General features: G+C 71.6%; 14 protein-coding genes. 10 read left to right on the top strand and 4 right to left on the bottom strand.

What is annotated here, in order from left to right:
• From ACFPZN_RS37980 to ACFPZN_RS38010, 7 genes are all read left to right on the top strand, one after another.
• A complete protein-coding gene (locus ACFPZN_RS37980) occupies positions 1-1,125 on the top strand; it encodes an MCE family protein (protein WP_378287353.1) in 1,125 nt (374 codons plus the stop codon).
• Complete coding sequence (locus tag ACFPZN_RS37985) at positions 1,126-2,187, top strand: MlaD family protein (protein WP_378287354.1); 1,062 nt, start codon at positions 1,126-1,128, stop codon at positions 2,185-2,187. It begins immediately after the preceding gene.
• Positions 2,184-3,227, top strand: a complete 1,044-nt coding sequence (locus tag ACFPZN_RS37990) for an MCE family protein (RefSeq protein ID WP_378287355.1) — start codon at positions 2,184-2,186, stop codon at positions 3,225-3,227. The genes ACFPZN_RS37985 and ACFPZN_RS37990 overlap by 4 nt, the downstream gene beginning before the upstream one ends.
• Complete coding sequence (locus ACFPZN_RS37995; RefSeq protein WP_378287356.1) at positions 3,224-4,306, top strand: MlaD family protein; 1,083 nt, start codon at positions 3,224-3,226, stop codon at positions 4,304-4,306. The genes ACFPZN_RS37990 and ACFPZN_RS37995 overlap by 4 nt, the downstream gene beginning before the upstream one ends.
• On the top strand, positions 4,303-5,595 hold the full coding sequence (locus tag ACFPZN_RS38000) for an MCE family protein (RefSeq protein WP_378287357.1): 1,293 nt from the start codon (positions 4,303-4,305) through the stop codon (positions 5,593-5,595). The genes ACFPZN_RS37995 and ACFPZN_RS38000 overlap by 4 nt, the downstream gene beginning before the upstream one ends.
• A gap of 20 nt (positions 5,596-5,615) precedes the next feature.
• A complete protein-coding gene (locus ACFPZN_RS38005) occupies positions 5,616-6,377 on the top strand; it encodes a hypothetical protein (protein WP_378287358.1) in 762 nt (253 codons plus the stop codon).
• 83 nt (positions 6,378-6,460) lie between these two features.
• A complete protein-coding gene (locus ACFPZN_RS38010) occupies positions 6,461-7,123 on the top strand; it encodes a TetR/AcrR family transcriptional regulator (protein WP_378287359.1) in 663 nt (220 codons plus the stop codon).
• A gap of 18 nt (positions 7,124-7,141) precedes the next feature.
• Here ACFPZN_RS38010 and rfbA read toward each other — a convergent pair whose 3' ends face one another.
• From rfbA to ACFPZN_RS38025, 3 genes are read right to left on the bottom strand one after another with little or no spacing between them, the layout of a single operon-like run.
• Complete coding sequence (rfbA, locus tag ACFPZN_RS38015; protein WP_378287360.1) at positions 7,142-8,017, bottom strand: glucose-1-phosphate thymidylyltransferase RfbA; 876 nt, start codon at positions 8,015-8,017, stop codon at positions 7,142-7,144.
• Positions 8,014-8,277 carry an acyl-CoA carboxylase subunit epsilon gene (locus ACFPZN_RS38020; protein WP_378287361.1) on the bottom strand — a complete coding sequence of 88 codons (264 nt, stop codon included), beginning with the start codon at positions 8,275-8,277 and terminating at the stop codon, positions 8,014-8,016. The genes rfbA and ACFPZN_RS38020 overlap by 4 nt, the downstream gene beginning before the upstream one ends.
• A 17-nt stretch (positions 8,278-8,294) precedes the next feature.
• Positions 8,295-9,803 (bottom strand): acyl-CoA carboxylase subunit beta, encoded by a 1,509-nt coding sequence (locus ACFPZN_RS38025; RefSeq protein ID WP_378287371.1) that lies wholly within the window; start codon positions 9,801-9,803, stop codon positions 8,295-8,297.
• Between the two features lie 261 nt (positions 9,804-10,064).
• On the opposite strand from ACFPZN_RS38025, the gene ACFPZN_RS38030 reads away from it, so the two are divergent.
• Together ACFPZN_RS38030 and ACFPZN_RS38035 are read left to right on the top strand one after the other, a co-directional pair.
• The gene (locus ACFPZN_RS38030) at positions 10,065-10,835 is read left to right on the top strand and encodes a thioesterase II family protein (RefSeq protein WP_378287362.1); all 771 of its coding nucleotides are present in this window, start codon (positions 10,065-10,067) and stop codon (positions 10,833-10,835) included.
• Between the two features lie 1,070 nt (positions 10,836-11,905).
• Complete coding sequence (locus tag ACFPZN_RS38035) at positions 11,906-14,620, top strand: ATP-binding protein (protein ID WP_378287363.1); 2,715 nt, start codon at positions 11,906-11,908, stop codon at positions 14,618-14,620.
• Positions 14,621-14,641: 21 nt separating this feature from the next.
• On the opposite strand, the gene ACFPZN_RS38040 is transcribed toward ACFPZN_RS38035, so the two are convergent.
• Positions 14,642-15,052: a cold-shock protein gene (locus ACFPZN_RS38040; protein ID WP_378287364.1), complete on the bottom strand. Its 411-nt coding sequence runs from the start codon at positions 15,050-15,052 to the stop codon at positions 14,642-14,644.
• Positions 15,053-15,513: 461 nt separating this feature from the next.
• Between ACFPZN_RS38040 and ACFPZN_RS38045 the strand changes: the two genes are divergently transcribed.
• Positions 15,514-16,779 carry an activator-dependent family glycosyltransferase gene (locus tag ACFPZN_RS38045; RefSeq protein ID WP_378287365.1) on the top strand — a complete coding sequence of 422 codons (1,266 nt, stop codon included), beginning with the start codon at positions 15,514-15,516 and terminating at the stop codon, positions 16,777-16,779.
• Positions 16,780-16,803: the final 24 nt, after the last annotated feature.

A 16,803-nucleotide genomic window follows, 5' to 3' on the forward strand; every position in this document is an offset into this window, starting at 1 on the left:
ATGGCGCGGCTGTCCGGGCTGTCCGCCCAGGGGCGGGCGCGGCTGGCGCTGACGGTGCGGGTGACGGCCTTCGTCGCGGTCACCGGGCTGCTGACCGCCTTCATCGGGGCGCAGATCGCCCGGGTGAGCTTCGAGGACGGCCGGTCGCTGACCGCCACCTTCGACGACGCCAGCGGCCTGGCCGTCGGCGACCAGGTGAAGATCGCGGGCGCTCCGGTCGGCCGGGTCGAGGGCCTGCGGATCGTGGGCGGCCGCGCCCGCGTGGAGCTCTCCCTGAGCGCCTCGGTCACGGTTCCGTCCGACAGCGAGGCCGCGATCCGCTGGCGGGACGCCATGGGGCGCCGGGTCGTCTACCTGATTCCCGGCACCGCGCCCACACCGATGCGACCGGGGGCGCACATCACCCGCACCCGATCGGTCGTCGACGCCGGCGCCCTGGTCGACCAGCTGGCGCCGCTGACCAGGAGCATCGATCCCGGGCAGGTCAACCAGGTGCTGGTGTCGCTGGCGCAGGCGCTGGACGGCAACGCCGGCGAGCTGGACCGGCTGGTCGTGGGCGTGGACCGGCTCTCCTCCACGATCGCGGCCCGCCGCGGCACCCTGCGGCAGATGCTGGCCGACTACGCGACGATCACCGAGATCATCGCCCGCCGCGACCGGCAGATCGGCCGCGCGGTCGACGATCTCGTCAAGCTGAGCGGCGCGTTCGCCGACAACCGGCGGCTCATCGACGACGCGCTGGTGGAGCTCGCCGCCATGGCCGCCACCTCCGACAAGGTCCTGGCCGGCAACAGCCGGGAGCTCGCCGCGGTGATCGCGCGGCTGGCGGACTTCACCGCGGGCGTGCGGCGCAACAGCCGCACGGTGGCGGAGGTGATGGGCTCGGCGACGCCCAAGCTGCGGCACATCTTCGCGGCCGCCGACAACGGCGGCTACGTCGAGGCGGCCATTCCCTGCCTCACGCTGGCGGCGCCGCCCTGCCCGTACCCCACCCGCCTGCCCGGCGCGCGCGAGCCCGAGGGGAAGCGCGGCACCGGGAAGGCGGCCGGGCCCGCGGCGAGCTCGGGCGCCACCCGCATCGACTCCACCGGCGCCCTGCGCCGCCTCCTGGTGGGAGGGTCCTGAATGGCCTTGAGATCGTTCCGCGACCGGAACAGGATCGTGGTCGGGCTGGTGTCCGCCGGCTCGCTCCTCGCGCTGGTGGCCTCCGTCTACGTGGTCGGCACCCGCGGGCTGCTGCAGGACCGCTACACCGTCACCGGCGTGTTCGCCGAGACGGGCGGGCTGCGGGCCGGCGACGAGGTCCGCGTCGCGGGCATCCGGGCGGGCGAGGTCACCGCGGTCCGGCCGGACTACGGCCGGGCCCGGGTGCTGGCCACCTGGAAGGTCGACGCCGGGGTGGACCTGGGCCCGGCCACCCGCGCCGAGGTCAAGGTCGCCAACGTCCTCGGCGGCCGCTACCTGCGCCTGTCCGGCCCGGTCACCACACCGCACCTGGCCGACCTGCCGGAGGGGCGCCGCCGCATCCCGCTCGAACGCACCGGCACGCCCACCACGGTCAACGACGTCCTGAACGAGTCGACCAACACCATCACCCGGCTCGACAGCCACTCCATCAACCGCATCATGGCGGAACTGGGCGAGGTCGACCCGCACGACCGGGCCCGGCTCGGCCGCACGCTGGGCAACCTCGCCGACCTGGCGCGGACCGTCAACGACTCCGACCCCCAGATCGACAAGCTGCTCACCAACGGCGAACGGGTGCTCGACCTGGCCCGCAGCAAGGACCGGCAGCTGTCCCAGCTGCTCGCCAACGTGCAGATCATGCTGGACGAGCTGCGCCGGCGGCGCCAGGAGCTGTCGACGTTCCTCGGCGCCGGCGGGAGCACCGTCGCGGCGATGACCCGCCTGATCGACGAGCAGCAGCGGCGGCTGGTCACCGTCATCGACGACCTGCGCGGCACCCTGGGCACCCTGCGGCCCACCACGGGCGACTTCAACCAGCTCCTGGCCTGGGCGGGCCCGACGCTCAGCGGCCTCTCGGCGGCCGGCGGCAACGGGCCCTGGCTGGAGGTCCTGGCCACCGGCCTCGGCCCGCTGTCCCCCCAGGACCTGGCCGAACTCGCGCGTCAGCTGCCCGACGCCCGGCGGGCCCAGGCCAAGGCGACCCAAGGAGGCCGGCCGTGAAGCGGCTCATCGCGATCGCGCTCTCACTCGCCGTCACCGCCTCCGCCGGAGGATGCGCGGTGACCGCGCGCGGCGGCGACGGCTACCGGCTCACCGTCCACTTCGCCCGCACCACCTCGCTGTACGAGCAGTCGAGGGTGCGCGTCATGGGCGCCGACGCCGGGAGCATCACCTCCATCACCACCGAACGCGACCGGGTGCGCGTCGAGCTGGCCATCGACGCGGACGTGCCGGTGGCCCGGGACGCCCGCGCCGTCATCGCCTCGGCGAACGCGCTCGGCGAACGGTACGTCGAGCTGCGCCCCGCGTGGCGCCCCGGCCTGGCCAAGGCACCGCCCGGCATGGTCATCCCCGTCGAGCGCACCGAGCTGCCCGTCGAGATCGACGAGGCGCTCGCCGCGTTCGCCCGGCTCAACCGGTCCATCGACGGCCGCCGGCTCGGCTCGGCCGTGGCGCGCGGCGCCGACGGCGTCCAGGGGCACGGGCGCGACGTCAACGACGCGCTGCGCGGCACGGCCACCCTCACCCAGAACCTGGCGGCCCAGGACCAGCGGATCGTCAAACTCGCCGAAGGACTGCGCACGCTGGCGGCCGACCTCAACCACCGCGACCGCCGGCTCGGCGAGCTCATCGACTCCTTCTCCGCCACCAGCCGCACGCTGGCCGAGGAGCGCACCCGCCTGAACGGCTTCGTCGAGGGCCTGGCCGGCGCCATCCGCAAGAGCGAGGTGCTCGTCACCGCCTACCAGGAGACCCTGCCGAGCACGGTCACCGACCTGTCCAACATCGTGATGACCCTCAAGGCCAACGCCGGCTCCCTCGAACAGTCCATCGAAGCCCTCGGCAAGTTCGCCGACGTCGCCGTCCAGGCATGGGACCGGCAGAACCATGTCGCGACCATCCGCCTGGTCGTGCACGGCACCCTCCGCGCCTGGCTCCAGCCGCTGTTCACCGCGATGGGGTGGGGCACCGTCCCCTGCCTGGAGGGGCAGCCCGCACTGGCCAACTGCACCCCACCTCCCGGAAAGGCCCCGCGATGAGCGCACGCGAGATCCGCCCGGCCGGTCTGCGCGACCGTCCGGGCAAGCAGGGCCGGGCGGCGAGGCGGCCCCTGGTCCTGAAGGCCGTCGCCGTCCCGATGGCGCTGGTCGTGGTCGCGGGGACCGGCGGCTGCTCCCTGCAGACCATCGGCGCGCCCCGCGGCGACATGGTCCTCACCGCGACCTTCGACGACGTGCAGAGCCTGGTCGTCGGCCACAGCGTCCAGGTCTCCGACATCCGGGTCGGCACCGTCACCGGGATCCGGCTCAGCGGATTCCGCGCCCGGGTCACCATGGCCCTGCGCGACGACCGCCGCATCCCGGCCGGCACCACCGCGACCATCGCCAAGTCGTCCCTGCTCGGCGAGAACTACGTGCGCCTCGACCCGCCCCCCGGCCGCGACCTGCGCACCGGCCCGTTCCTGGCCCGCGGCGCGGCGATCGCGCAGACCTCCGTCCAGCCGGACCTGGAGCAGATCAGCGGACGGCTCGGCCCGCTCCTGGCCGCGCTGGGCGGCCAGGACCTGGCCACGATCACCGGCGAGTCCGCGGCCGCCCTCGGCGGCAAGGGCCGGCAGCTCAACACCCTCATCAAGAAGGCCGCCGACGTCTCCGACAGCTACGCCGCCTCCTCCTCCGAGCTCGGCCGCGCCCTCGACGACCTCGCCCGCCTCGGCGGCTCGCTGCGCAAGGGCCACGCCCAGATCGACAAGCTGCCGGGCAACGTGACGCTGGCGACCGAACGCCTCCAGGCCGACCGCGCCCAGCTCAAACGCGCCATCCAGCAACTGCTGAAACTCGCCCGCTCCTTCAACGCCAACGTGCAGGCCCGCCACGCCGACCGGCTGGCCACCCTGCTGCGCCGCGCCGACGCGCTGCTCGCCTCCGCCGTACGGGGCGGGGAAGACCTCAAGGTACTGGCGAACGCCGTGCTCACCTTCCTGCGCGGCCCCTCGGTCTCCCACAGCGGCCAGGCACTGCTCTTCCTCTGGATCAAGGGTTTCCTGCCGCAACCAGGAACCGCCGCCGAGGCGACCTCGCGCAAGCCCTGGAACGACCTGGCGGGACCGCGCCCATGAGACAGCCGCGCATCGCCATCAACCTCGTCTTCTTCGCCCTGCTGGGCGTGGTCCTGGCCGTGTGGGCGGTCCGGAGCATCATCAGCATCGACGCCCTCGAACGGCCCTTCCACGTCACCGCCGAATTCGCCACCTCGCCCGGCCTGAACCCCGACCTGGAGGTCACCCACCGGGGCGTGCGGGTCGGCACGGTCGGCCAGGTCCGGCTCCGGGAAGGCCACGTCGCCGTGCGGCTCGACCTGGAACGGGACGCGCGCGTCCCGTCCGCCGTCGGCGCCCGCGTGCTGCGCAAGTCGGCGATCGGCGAGCCCTACATCGAGCTCACGCAGCCGCCGCGGCCCGGGAACGCGATCCTGAAGGAGGGCGACCACATCCCGGTCGCGCGCACCGCGCCCACCGTCAACTACCAGGAGCTGTTCGCCGGACTCAGCCGGACGCTGCGGTCCGTCGACCCGCGCGACGCCCGGACGCTCGTGCACGAGGCCGCCACCGGCCTGCAGGGACGCGGCGACTCCATCAACGGCATCCTCGCCGACACCCACCAGCTCACCGCCACCCTGGCCGCCAACGCCGGCACCCTGGACGCGCTGTCGGTCGAGCTCACCCGGCTCACCGCCACGCTGTCCGGCCACCGCGGGGAACTGGCGTCCGGCATCGGCGACCTCGCCCGGGTCACCGCCTCGGTACGGCAGAGCCGCGGACAGCTCAACACCGTGCTGGAGGAGGGGCCCGCGGCCCTGCGCGAGGTGAACCGGCTCCTGGACAAGTCCCGCCCCGGCCTGGGCTGCCTGCTCACCGCCGCCGCCACCCCGTCCAGGCCGCTGCTCACCCCCGCCAACTCGGCCAAGGTCCGGCACGTCCTGGAGATGGTCCCCACGCTCCAGGCCCTGGTCAGCGATGTCACCGCCCGGGACGCCTCCGGGGCCTACATGAGGGTCTCGCCCGTGATCACCGTTTCCGGCTCGCGGGCGGCCACCGAATACGCCAGTCCCGTCCCGCGCCCGAAGGCCCCGGCGATGGAGCTGTGCCCGGAGACCGGGAAGACGGCCAAGTCCGCCTCGTCCAAGGAAGAGAAGGAACGGCAGGCGGCCAGGACGCCGGCGACGCCCGCGCCGGGCGCGGCCGAGCCCACCATCACGGCGCGGCCCGTCGGCTCCGCCGACGAACAGACCGCCCCCTCGCGCTGGCTGCCGCTGCTGCCGCCCGGCGCGGGCCTGCTCGTGCTCGCGGTGGTCGTCTTCCAATCCGCACGAGCCCTACGCGCCGCCCGCATCCGCGCGCGGAGATGACCCCCAGAACGGAGGAGCGCATGCCAGCCAAGACGGAGACGAAAGAGCCCGCAGAGGTCGAGGACCTGGACGGCGAGGGCCGGGAGGACGCCCAGAGCAAGAGCAAGAAGGAAGACCAGGCCGACGAGCCGGAGGGCAAGGACCGGGACGGCGAGCAGCCGAAGGCGGACGACGACGCACCCGGAGACCGGGGCGGACGGCGCGCGCGCCTGCCCGGGCGGGCGACGCTGACCAGGGCGGTGTTCGCGCTCGTCCTGCTCGCGTCCGTCGTCACCGCGGGACTGCAGTGGCACCAGGCCGACCAGGCCGCGACCGTGGAGGGCGACCGGCGCGACGTCCGGGCCCGCGCCGGCGAGTTCGGGCAGGCCCTGCTCAGCTACGACCACCGCAACCTGCAGGCGGCCCGGAACCGCGTCCTCTCACTGGCCTCCGAAGACTTCGCCAAGACCTACGACGTCGCGTTCACCGGCGGCCTGGAGAGCGTCATCACCAGGCTCAAGGCCGACGCGACCGCCACCGTCCGCAGCGTCTACCTCGGCGACATCGACGACTCCACGGCGCGGGCGATCGTCGTCATGGACTCGGAGGTGCGCAGTTCGGCGGGCACGCGCCGCGTCCTGGGCTCCCACCTGGACATGCGGCTCGTACGCAAGGGCGAGCGGTGGCGCGTCACCGAGGTGACCTCGGTCGGCGCCGCCGACGAATCCATGACCGACCCCAACGGCAAGAAGCAGGGCGACGGAACCCCCCTTCCCACTCCCGCCCCCTCTTCCGGCGGCTGAGCGGCGGCCGGGGATGGCCACGCCGCCTCCGGCAGGTCGCCTCATCCTCCTGCCGCCCAGTAGCCGGCCGGACCGAGGACACCATGAGCAGGCACATGCCGGACGGCGCGCCGCGCCGCGTCCGCAAAGAGCCCGACGAGCGGCGTGACCAGATCCTGGCCTGTGCTCGCGAGCTCTTCAGCCGGCGCCCCTACGCGTCGGTCTCCAACACCGACATCGCCACGGCCGCGGGAGTCAGCCGCGGACTGCTCAACCACTACTTCGGCACCAAACGGGAGTTGTACCTGGCCGCCGTCAGGGAGATGCTCAGAGTCCCGCCGATCCCCACCCCGGCCTTCCCGGACGGCGTCACGATGGAGGAGCGCGTCTCCCAGAGCATCGACGCCTGGCTCACACTCCTCGAACGCAACCGGGAGACCTGGATCGCCGCGCTGGACCTGACCTCCTCCGGAGGCGACGACGACCTGGAACACATTCTGGAGGAGGCCCGCGACGGCGCCGTCGACCACATGACCCAAGTCGTCGGCCTCGCCGCGCACTCCCGCACCCACCCCCAGATCCGGGCGGCCTTCCGCTGCTATTCGGCGCTGGCGGAGAACGTCAGCCGGGAATGGCTCAAACACGCCCGGCTGCCGCGGGCCCAAGCGCACCTGCTGCTCAAGGAGGTCCTGCTCAACCTCATCGACCGAGTCCTCCCCGAGCTCATCGATCGCGGTCGGCAGGCCCCCGAACCCGCGGCCACATGAACCGAGGCCGAGGCGGGGTCAGCTCGCCAGTTCCTGGGCGACGGCCATGACGTACTGGCCGTAGGCGGAGTTGGCCATGGCCGCCCCCAGCCGATGGCACGCGTCGCTGTCGATGAACCCCATGCGCAGCGCGACCTCCTCGATACACGCGATCCGCACGCCCTGCCGCTCCTCGAGCGTCCGGACGTACAGGCCGGCCTGGAGCAGCGACTGCGGCGTACCGGTGTCCAGCCAGGCGAAGCCGCGGCCCAGATCGACCACGCGCGCCCGCCCGCGCTCGAGATAGACCCGGTTGACGTCGGTGATCTCGAGTTCGCCGCGCGCCGACGGCCGGACGTTCTTGGCGATGTCGACCACGTCGTTGTCGTAGAGGTAGAGCCCGGTCACCGCGCGGTTGGAGCGCGGGCGCGCGGGCTTCTCCTCCAGGGAGACCAGCCGGCCGGCCTCGTCGAACTCGGCGACGCCGTGCCGCTCGGGATCCTTCACCCCGTAGGCGAACAGCACGCAGCCGTGCACGTTGCGCACGTTCTCCTCGAGGATCGACTGGAACGCGGCGCCGTGGAAGATGTTGTCGCCGAGGATCAGGGCGACCGGATCATCGCCGATCTTCTCCGCGCCGATGATCAGCGCCTCGGCGATGCCGTTCGGCTCGTCCTGCACGGCGTAGTCGATCTGGATGCCGAGCTGGGACCCGTCGCCGAGCAGCCGCCGGTAGTGCGGAAGGTCCGCCTCCGTCGAGATGACCAGGATGTCGGTGATCCCCGCCAGCATGAGCGCCGAGAGCGGGTAGTAGACCATCGGCTTGTCGCCGATCGGCAGCAGGTGCTTGGACACCGGGATGGTCATCGGGTTGAGCCTGGTGCCGGACCCGCCGGCGAGAAGGATGCCCTTCATCGGAGGCGGCCTCCCGCGGCGAGGGCGGGGCGGTGCTCCACGATCGGGTGCCCGTCCTCGGGGGCCCACATTCCCGGACACGCGTGCCATGCCGTCCGGCTCCAGTGTCGGTCCGTGCTCCAGCCGGCCCGCCGGACGACACGGGCCGCCGGCCCGGCCGCCGTCCTCGCGCGCACCACGGTCAGCGCGACCACCAGGGCCGCGATCTCCTCGTCGCCGGCCGTACCCCGCACGATGCGCAGGTCCATCTGCTCGGTCACGGGTCAGTCCTCCGTCGTCACATCGGGGGGTTGCCGTGCTTGCGGGACGGCAACCGCGCGTTCTTGGCCCGCAGCGTCGTCAGCGCGTCGATCAGGGTCGACCTGCTGTCGGCGGGGTCGATCACGTCGTCCACCAGGCCCCGCTCCGCCGCGTAGAAGGGGTGCATCAGCTCCTGCTTGTACTCCTTGACGCGCTGGGCCCGCATCGCCTCCGGGTCGTCCGCCGCGGCGATCTCCCGCCGGAACACCACGTTGGCCGCGCCCTCCGCGCCCATGACCGCGATCTCGTTGGTCGGCCAGGCGAACGACAGGTCGCAGCCGATCGACCGGGAGTCCATCACGATGTACGCGCCGCCGTAGGCCTTGCGCAGGATCAGCTGGACGCGCGGGACCGTGGCGTCGCAGTACGCGTACAGCAGCTTGGCCCCGTGCCGGATGATCCCGTTGTGCTCCTGCTCCCGGCCCGGCAGGAACCCCGGCACGTCGACCAGCGTGACCAGCGGGATGCTGAAGGTGTCGCACATCTGCACGAACCGTGCGGCCTTCTCCGACGCGTGGATGTCCAGCACGCCGGCCAGCCAGGCGGGCTGGTTGGCCACGATCCCGACCAGGTGCCCGCCGAGCCGGGCCAGCGCGCAGATGATGTTGGGCGCCCAGGTCGCGTGCACCTCGAAGAGGTCGCCGCCGTCGACGATCTCGCCGAGCACGGCGCGCATGTCGTAGGCCTGGGCGGGGTCGGCCGGGACCAGGTCCAGCAGCGCCTCGGTCCGGCGGTCCGGCGGGTCGTCGCAGGCCACGGCGGGCGGCAGCTCCCGGTTGTTGGACGGCAGCAGCGACAGCAGGTAGCGGACCTCCGCCAGGCACTCCTCCTCGTCGTCGCAGACGATGGCGGCCGCGCCGGAGACGGTGCCGTGCACCTGCGCTCCGCCGAGCTCCTCGTGGGTGATCTCCTCGCCGGTCACTGACTGCACCACGTCCGGGCCGGTGATGTACATCTGCGAGATGCCGCGGACCATGAACACGAAGTCGGTCAGCGCGGGGGAGTAGGCAGCGCCCCCGGCGCACGGCCCCAGCATCACGCTGATCTGCGGGATCACCCCGGACGCCCGCACATTGCGGCGGAAGATCCCGCCGTACCCGGCGAGCGCGGTCACGCCCTCCTGGATCCGGGCCCCGGCCCCGTCGCTCAGGCTGACCAGCGGTGCGCCCGCGGCCTCGGCCAGGTCCATCAGCTTGTGGATCTTCTCCGCGTGCGCCTCGCCCAGCGAGCCGCCGAAGACGCGGAAGTCGTGCGCGTAGGCGAACACCTTCCGTCCCTCGACCTCGCCCCAGCCGGTGACCACGCCGTCGGTGGGCGGGCGCCGGTCCTCCAGGCCGAAGCCGGTGGCCCGGTGCCGGCGGAACCCCTCGATCTCACGAAAGGTCCCGGGATCGAAAAGCAGATCGAGCCGTTCGCGTACGGTGAGTTTGCCTTTGTCGTGCTGCGCCTGCGTCGCCCGCGTTGACGGTCCCTGTTCCACGTCCATTCTGGCCGCGTTCAGTTCTTCGGTTTTCGACCGCATCTCGGGGACCGGAGCCGCGTTGGCGGAGAACGCCATATGACACCTCGCGTATTGGTGGACCGGCCGGATTCCAGTGTTCCCGCGGCCATGCCGCCGTGGCCAGCGGAGGCGGCCCCTATCCGCCCGCTATCACCCCCTTGGGGGTCGCTAGGGGTTGAGGTCCGCGGGGCGCGGCGGCACGGTGGGGAAGAGAGCCAGGCGCCTTTGCGGAGAGGTTTGAATCCGATGCCGGATTTCGTTGTCGACAGTGCCGCGTGGATCCGGCGGTTCCACCCGGCTCCCGACGCCGGGACGCGCCTGGTGTGCTTTCCCCACGCCGGCGGCTCCGCGAGCTTCTACCATCCCGTGTCGGCCGCCCTGGCGCCCGGGATCGAGGTGCTGACGGTCCAGTACCCGGGGCGCCAGGACCGGCGGGCCGAGCAGCCCATCACCGACATCGGGGAGCTCGCGGACGGGGTCTTCGCGGCCCTGCGGCCCTGGCTCGACGGCGGGCCGCCGAGCGGCGGCGACCGGAAGGTCGCGCTGTTCGGCCACAGCATGGGCGCGATCGTCGCCTTCGAGGTCGCCCGCCGGATGGAGCGGGAGTTCCGGGCCCCGAGCCTGCTGGTCGCCTCCGGCCGGCGCGCTCCGTCCCGGTACCGCCAGGAGGCCGTGCACCGGCGCGACGACGCGGGCATCATCGCCGAGATCACCCGGCTCAGCGGCACCGACCCCAGGCTGCTGGACGAGACCGAGATGCTGCGCGCGGCCCTGCCCGCGATCCGCGGCGACTACCAGGCCGTGGAGACCTACGTGAGCGACCCCGGCGCGGCCCTGGCATGCCCCGTCACGGTCTTCGTGGGCGATGACGACCCCATGGTCACCCTCGAGGAGGCGAACGCCTGGCGAGGGCACACGACCGCCGGCTTCGACCTCCACGTCTTCAAGGGCGGCCACTTCTACCTCACCTCCCAGCCGGCCGCCACCATCGAGCGCCTCGCCGAGCTGTGTTTCTAGTCCCGGCCTACGTCGCTCGCCTGGCGGCTCGCCCCTAACCGGGCCTTTGGCGAGCGCGGCATCGCTTCGCGATCTGGCCGGTGAGGCTCGCCTCCGGCTTCGCCTCACCTGCCAGGTAACGCGCTCGCGCGGTACCTGAGGCACGTCGAGACAAGCCCAAGCCCTTCCGGCTCCTTCGTCTGGGTTCCCTCTGCCTGCACTCCCCGCCTGCACTTCGCCTCGGACGGTGCGTCCGGTCGGTACATGTGCGCCGGCGCCCTGGTGCTTGAGGGCGGCCGTGAGGGCGGTGAGGGGGGCGTTGTCTCCTTGCGGGGCGGTGAGAAAGGGATGTCGGCGCCGTGATGGTGGTGACGCGCGCCCGGTCAGGACGGCGGCGGCCGACAGTTTCGAGCGCGGCGTGGCCGCCCCGCGAGGGCGGGCCGGATTCGGTGTGACGTCGCCCGCGGTGTACTGAGCCGGTCGTCGCGGTGTTCCTTCATCCAGGCGCCATCTCGCGTGTGCATTACAGCGATCTTGTCATTCATTGGTGACGGTCTGCGGCGGTCGGTGTATACCGGTGAATGCTGACGCGAGGTTACGGAGAAGTAAAAGTTGCACCGCGGACGAGGCCGGCGGGCGGCGGGCGCCAGGGCGGCGCGCCGCGGGCCGCCCTACTGCCCGGGGAACTCATAAACTGTTGAATAATTGATTGCCGTCGGCATCCGGCGCGAGGTTGACGGCCCGGTGTGACCTTGGCTGTAAGGATGTGGTTATGCAGGTCAGACGGCTCTGGGCGCGCATGACTATTGGCGGGAGATCGTTCTCCTGTCATGGCCGTGACATTTCCTGAACGTGAAGGCCAGGGTAATGGCGTCGGACACGAAGTTGACGGCTCTTGACAGTGCGCGGAAGGATCATTTGGCAGGTTCCTACATACCTCGCGGTAACCAACCAGGATATACGGCCACGCTCCGCAGTCAAGTGATTTCAAGCCGTGGCGCATTGATCCGCTAGACATTTGTACATGGATCGGGTAGGTTTCCCCATGGTTAGTCATAGTGATCTTGGGGAATCTCACGGTGATCACGACTATGTCGGCACAAGGCACATCCTTCGAAGAGCTGAAGTTCCGTTATCTGGAAAGCACCCGAGGAGAGGGCAGAGTCGTCCTCGTCAGCGGGGGAGTGGCGAGTGGAAAGACCGAACTCGCTTACCGGTTCGGCCAATTCGTGGCCGAATCCGGTGCATTGTTGCTGAGCGCGGTGGGCTCCGCCGCGGAACGCACCGTATGGCTGGGGGTGATCTCTCAGCTTCTCGACAGCGCGCAGCTTCCACCGGACATCGGGGAAACCGTGACGGGCTGGGGAGAAGAAGAGGCCCCGGCACCGGGCAACGGCCGCGGGAACGTGAACGAAAGGCTGCTGCACCGCGTGTGCAGCGCCCTGCTGAAACTGGCGAGAACGCGTCCGCTGGTGATCGTCGTCGATGACGTCCACTTCGCCGACGAGGCGTCGCTGGAGGTCCTTCTGCGGCTGCAAAGGCGGATCGGCGCGGCACGCGTGCTCCTGATCCTGAACCAGCGGGAGTCGCTCGGCCGTGAGCAGCGGGCGCTGCGGGTCGAACTCGCCCGCCAGCCGTACTTCAGGCAGATCACTTTGGGATCGCTGTCGCCGGCCGAGGTCGAGCGGCTGGTCGAGGACACGCTGGGGACCTCCACGGTCACTCCCGGGTTCGCCGAGGAGTGCCACCGGCTGAGCGGTGGCAACCCGTTGATCGTGCGCGCCCTGGCCGAGGACTTCCGGGCGCACTCGCGGCGTGTCCGGTTGTGCAGCGGGGAGCCGATCGTCGACGAGCGCTTCGCCCGCGCCGTGCTGACCTGCCTGCACCGGGGCGAGGACGAGCTGCTGCTCACCGCGCGCGCGGCCGCCGTGCTGGGACGGTCGGCCACGCCGGACACGATCGCCCGGGTGCTCGGGGCGGAGAGCGTCGCCGTGACCGCTCACCTGGAAGGGCTGCGGAACGACGGGCTGATGGACGGCCCCCGGTTCCGCCACGAGAAGGCGCGCTTCGCGGTGCTCGGCGACATTCCCGGCGAGGAGTGCGCGGAGCTGCACCTCGGCGCGGCCGAGGTCCTGCACGACGACCACGCCCCGCACGTGGAGATCGCCGCGCACCTGGTCGCGGCCGGTGACGCGTCGCCGTGCTGGGCCGTGCCGATCCTGGAGTCGGCCGCCGAGCACCAATTGGCACGCGACAAGGTCAAGGACGCGACCGAATGTCTGGAGCTGGCCCTGCAGGGCCGGCTCAGCGAGGAACGTTCCGCGGCGCTGACCGCCGCGCTCGTCCGCGCGCAGTGGCGTCTCAACGCCGCCGCGGTGATCAGGCATCTCGACGCCCTGATGGCCGCCGACGCCGCGGGCCGGCTCGACGCCAAGGACGCGCTGCTCCTGATCCGCACGCTGGCGTGGTTCGGGCGTTCCGCCGACGCCGTGGTGGTGCTGGAGCGGTTGAACGGGACGGCGGCCCGCCGGCTGGCCCCGGCCGACCACCGGCTCACGATGGAGTGGCTGAACGGCTGGATCCCGGAGATCGTCGCCGTCGCTGAGCCGCCGCCGGCGCCCGGTGAGGGCGCGGACGCCGGCGCGGCGCCCGCGCGGGCCCGCTTCACGCCGGTGCCCGAGGGCCCGGAGTCGCTCGACAACGCGGAACTGGTGCTGCAGCGCTGCTGGATCGGCGACGCGACGCCCGAGGCGATCATCGGCGCGATGCATCTGCTGATCCACCACGGCCGGATCGAGCGGGCGAGCTACTGGTGCGGCCACCTCCTCGACGGGGCGGACGAGACGCGCCGCGCCGTCCTGCTGGACGTCAGCGCGGGCATCGCGCTGCGCAGGGGCGACCTGACGGGGGCCGAGGGACAGGCGCGGGCGGCGTTGCACGCGCTGCCCGCGCACGGCTGGGGCGTGGCGCTGTGCTCGCCGCTGGCCAAGCTCGTCCTGGCCAACACCGCGATGGGCAATTTCAACGAGGCCCGCAGGCTGCTCAGGCACGTGGTCCCGGAGTCCGCCAAGCACTCCCGGTTCTGGCTGGCGATGCTGCACGCCCGCGGGCACCACCACATGGTCACCAACCGGTTGCACGCCGCGGTCAACGACTTCCAGTCCGCGGGCAGGCACGCGGTCCAGTGGGGGCTGGACCACCCCGCGGTGGTGCCGTGGCGCAGCGACCTCGCGCAGGCCTACCTCGCGATGGGCCAGCGCGACCCCGCGCGCGAGCTGCTCCGCGAGCAGATGACGCTCGGCGGAGGCGACGACCCCCGCGTCCGGGGCGTCGCCCTGCGCGTGCTCGCGATGACCGCCGACGCCAAGGAGCGGATCGGGCTGCTGAGCAAGGCCGCGGACCTGTTCCAGGACTGCGGCGACCGGTACGAGCTGGCGCTGACGTACACCGAGCTGAGCGGTGCCCGGCAGTCCGTGGGCGACGTCGGCCAGGCCCGGATGATGGCCCGGTACGCGCTCCAGCTGGCCAAGGCGTGCGGCGCCAGCGTCCTGCACGACCGGCTGCTGCCGAGCTCGAAGGCCGTGGACGGGGCCGGGACCGCCGGGCTGGAGGTGCTCAGCGCCGCCGAACGCAAGGTGGCGACGCTGGCCTCCCGCGGGCTGAGCAACCGTGAGATCGGCCGGAAGCTCTACATCACCGAGAGCACGGTCGAGCAGCACCTGACCCGCGTCTACCGGAAGCTGAGCATCAAACGGCGCTCCGAACTGCCGGTCGACCTTCCGATGGAGCTGACCGATACGGCCTGAACCGGGCCGGCGTGCCGCGGCTCACTCTTGTATCCATTTGTGCGACCGGGCGAACCGGGCGAGGTGGGTGCGCAATTCCATGATCTGCTCGGCGCTGAGCGTGGACATCGAGCGGATGATCAGTTCGGTGACCTCCTGAATGAACTCGTCCATGGAGAGCACGTCCCCCGAGGTGCTCTCCTCGTCACGCATTTCGCCGGGCAGTGCGTACAGTATCGCCGGTGAATCGCCATCAAGAAGTCTCACATTGACCGCCTTCGATCCGTGGTCTCCGTGTTCGATGTCATAGGAGACCGCCGCCCCGGGCCGGAACATATATTTGTCGCCTTGCAGGTCGTTCGCGTGCACGGTGATCGCCGCGCCCCCCTCCTCGGGGGTGATGAGGCCGCGGCCCTTGATGCCGTCGAAGCGCAGAACCTTGCCCGCCGGCATCACTCGAGACCCGCCGAGCGGACGCGGCGGGGGTCCCGGCCGGCGAATCTCCGCCAGGTCGCCCTGGTGTCCCACCCGGCCATCCATCCATTCGAACTGGCCACGTCGATCCTCTCTCTTCGTCGTTTCCGGACCCCCGTGGGTCACTGAGCTGATCGGCCGCCGCCGAACTTCGACTTCCGGTCCTGGCTGGGGACGATCAGAAGTATACCTCCGTCTTATACATCTGTACATGGAGGGCGGGGTGGTGGTTCCCCTCACTCCTTCCCAGCTCGCCGCCGTTCTAGGGGGCGGTTAAGGGAGGTCTAGGGGTGGGGGCCGCGCGGCGTTCGTCGGTAGCGTCAAGGGTGAAATGGCGCGATTCCGTGCATGATCGGGGCAAAATCCTCCGATCACGCGGGGCGCGCGGTCCCGGAGCATCCCTTTCCGCTGGGCACCGACGAGCGCGGTTGGAGTAATGCGTGCGAGTTCTGTTCACGACCTTCGCGGCCAGCACCCACCTGTACGGCATGGTCCCCCTCGCCTGGGCGTTGCGCGCCGCCGGGCACGAGGTCTGCGTCGCCAGCCGCCCCAACCTCGAACGCGACATCACCGGGGCCGGACTGACCGCGGTGGTGGCCGGAACCGAGATCGACATGGCGGCCGACGCGAAGATGCTGGACGCGCTGCCCGACGACGGCACCCCCTACCGGATGGGCTTCGACCTCGCCGAGACGCGGCCCGAGAAGCTGACCCTCGACTACGTCAAGGGGGCCCTCGGCCTCTACTCCAACTTCATCTCCGAGTACCAGGCCGACCAGCGGATGCTGGACGACGTCGTCCGGTTCGCCCGGTCCTGGCAGCCCGACCTGGTGATCTGGGACGCCCTGACCTATGTCGGCCCGGTCGTCGCCAAGGCCACCGGCGCCGCCCACGCGCGCATGCTGTTCGGGCAGGACCACTTCGCCAGGATGCGGGCCCTCTTCCACGAGCTGCGGGCCCGGCACCCGGAGGGGCCGCGGGACGACCCCATGGGCGAGTGGCTGGCCGGCCGGCTGGAGCAGTTCGGCCAGGAGTTCGACGAGGAGACGGTCACCGGCCAGCTCACCATCGATCCGATGCCCTCGTGGATGCGGATCCCGGTCGACGTGCCGAACCTCCCCGTCCGCTTCGTGCCCCACAACGGCCCGTCCACGATCCCGGACTGGCTGCTCGAGCCGCCGGAACGGCGGAGGGTGTGCATGACCTTCGGCATCACGGCGCGCAACGTCGAGATCGAGGGGACGCCGATCGCCGAGCTGCTCGAGGCCGTGGCGGAACTCGACGCCGAGGTGATCGCGACCCTGACCGAGGCGCAACTGGGGGGTGCCCCGGTCCCCGGCAACGTCCGGGTCTTCGACTTCGTGCCGCTCAACGCGCTCCTGCCCACCTGCGACGCCGTCGTGCACCACTGCGGCGCCACCACGATGGGCACCGCCATCACCCATGGCGTCCCGCAGCTGGTCACGCCCGGCAACCTGTGGGGCGAGCCGGCCCTGGCCGGCCTCCTGGAGAGCCGGGGCGCCGGGCTGACCATCATGCCGGAGGACCTCTCCGGCGAAACCCTGCGGACGGGTCTCGCGCGGCTGCTGGACGACCCGTCGTTCAAGGAAGGCGCCGCGCGGATCCAGAAGGAGCTGCTGGCCACGCCGAGCCCCGCGGACGCGGTGCCGGACCTGGAGCAGCTGGCCGCGCGGCGCCGTCGCTGACGGGAACCGCGGCCCGGACGAAGG

Source organism: Actinomadura rugatobispora, from assembly GCF_042656285.1.
Classification (GTDB): Bacteria; Actinomycetota; Actinomycetes; order Streptosporangiales; family Streptosporangiaceae; genus Spirillospora; species Spirillospora rugatobispora.

Coding starts and splice junctions, on each gene's coding strand:
- ACFPZN_RS37980 (WP_378287353.1), top strand. CDS start 1: ATGGCGCGGCTGTCCGGGCTGTCCGCCCAGGGGCGGGCGCGGCTGGCG.
- ACFPZN_RS37985 (WP_378287354.1), top strand. CDS start 1,126: ATGGCCTTGAGATCGTTCCGCGACCGGAACAGGATCGTGGTCGGGCTG.
- ACFPZN_RS37995 (WP_378287356.1), top strand. CDS start 3,224: ATGAGCGCACGCGAGATCCGCCCGGCCGGTCTGCGCGACCGTCCGGGC.
- ACFPZN_RS38000 (WP_378287357.1), top strand. CDS start 4,303: ATGAGACAGCCGCGCATCGCCATCAACCTCGTCTTCTTCGCCCTGCTG.
- ACFPZN_RS38005 (WP_378287358.1), top strand. CDS start 5,616: ATGCCAGCCAAGACGGAGACGAAAGAGCCCGCAGAGGTCGAGGACCTG.
- ACFPZN_RS38010 (WP_378287359.1), top strand. CDS start 6,461: ATGAGCAGGCACATGCCGGACGGCGCGCCGCGCCGCGTCCGCAAAGAG.
- rfbA (WP_378287360.1), bottom strand. CDS start 8,017: ATGAAGGGCATCCTTCTCGCCGGCGGGTCCGGCACCAGGCTCAACCCG.
- ACFPZN_RS38025 (WP_378287371.1), bottom strand. CDS start 9,803: ATGGACGTGGAACAGGGACCGTCAACGCGGGCGACGCAGGCGCAGCAC.
- ACFPZN_RS38030 (WP_378287362.1), top strand. CDS start 10,065: ATGCCGGATTTCGTTGTCGACAGTGCCGCGTGGATCCGGCGGTTCCAC.
- ACFPZN_RS38035 (WP_378287363.1), top strand. CDS start 11,906: ATGTCGGCACAAGGCACATCCTTCGAAGAGCTGAAGTTCCGTTATCTG.
- ACFPZN_RS38040 (WP_378287364.1), bottom strand. CDS start 15,052: ATGCCGGCGGGCAAGGTTCTGCGCTTCGACGGCATCAAGGGCCGCGGC.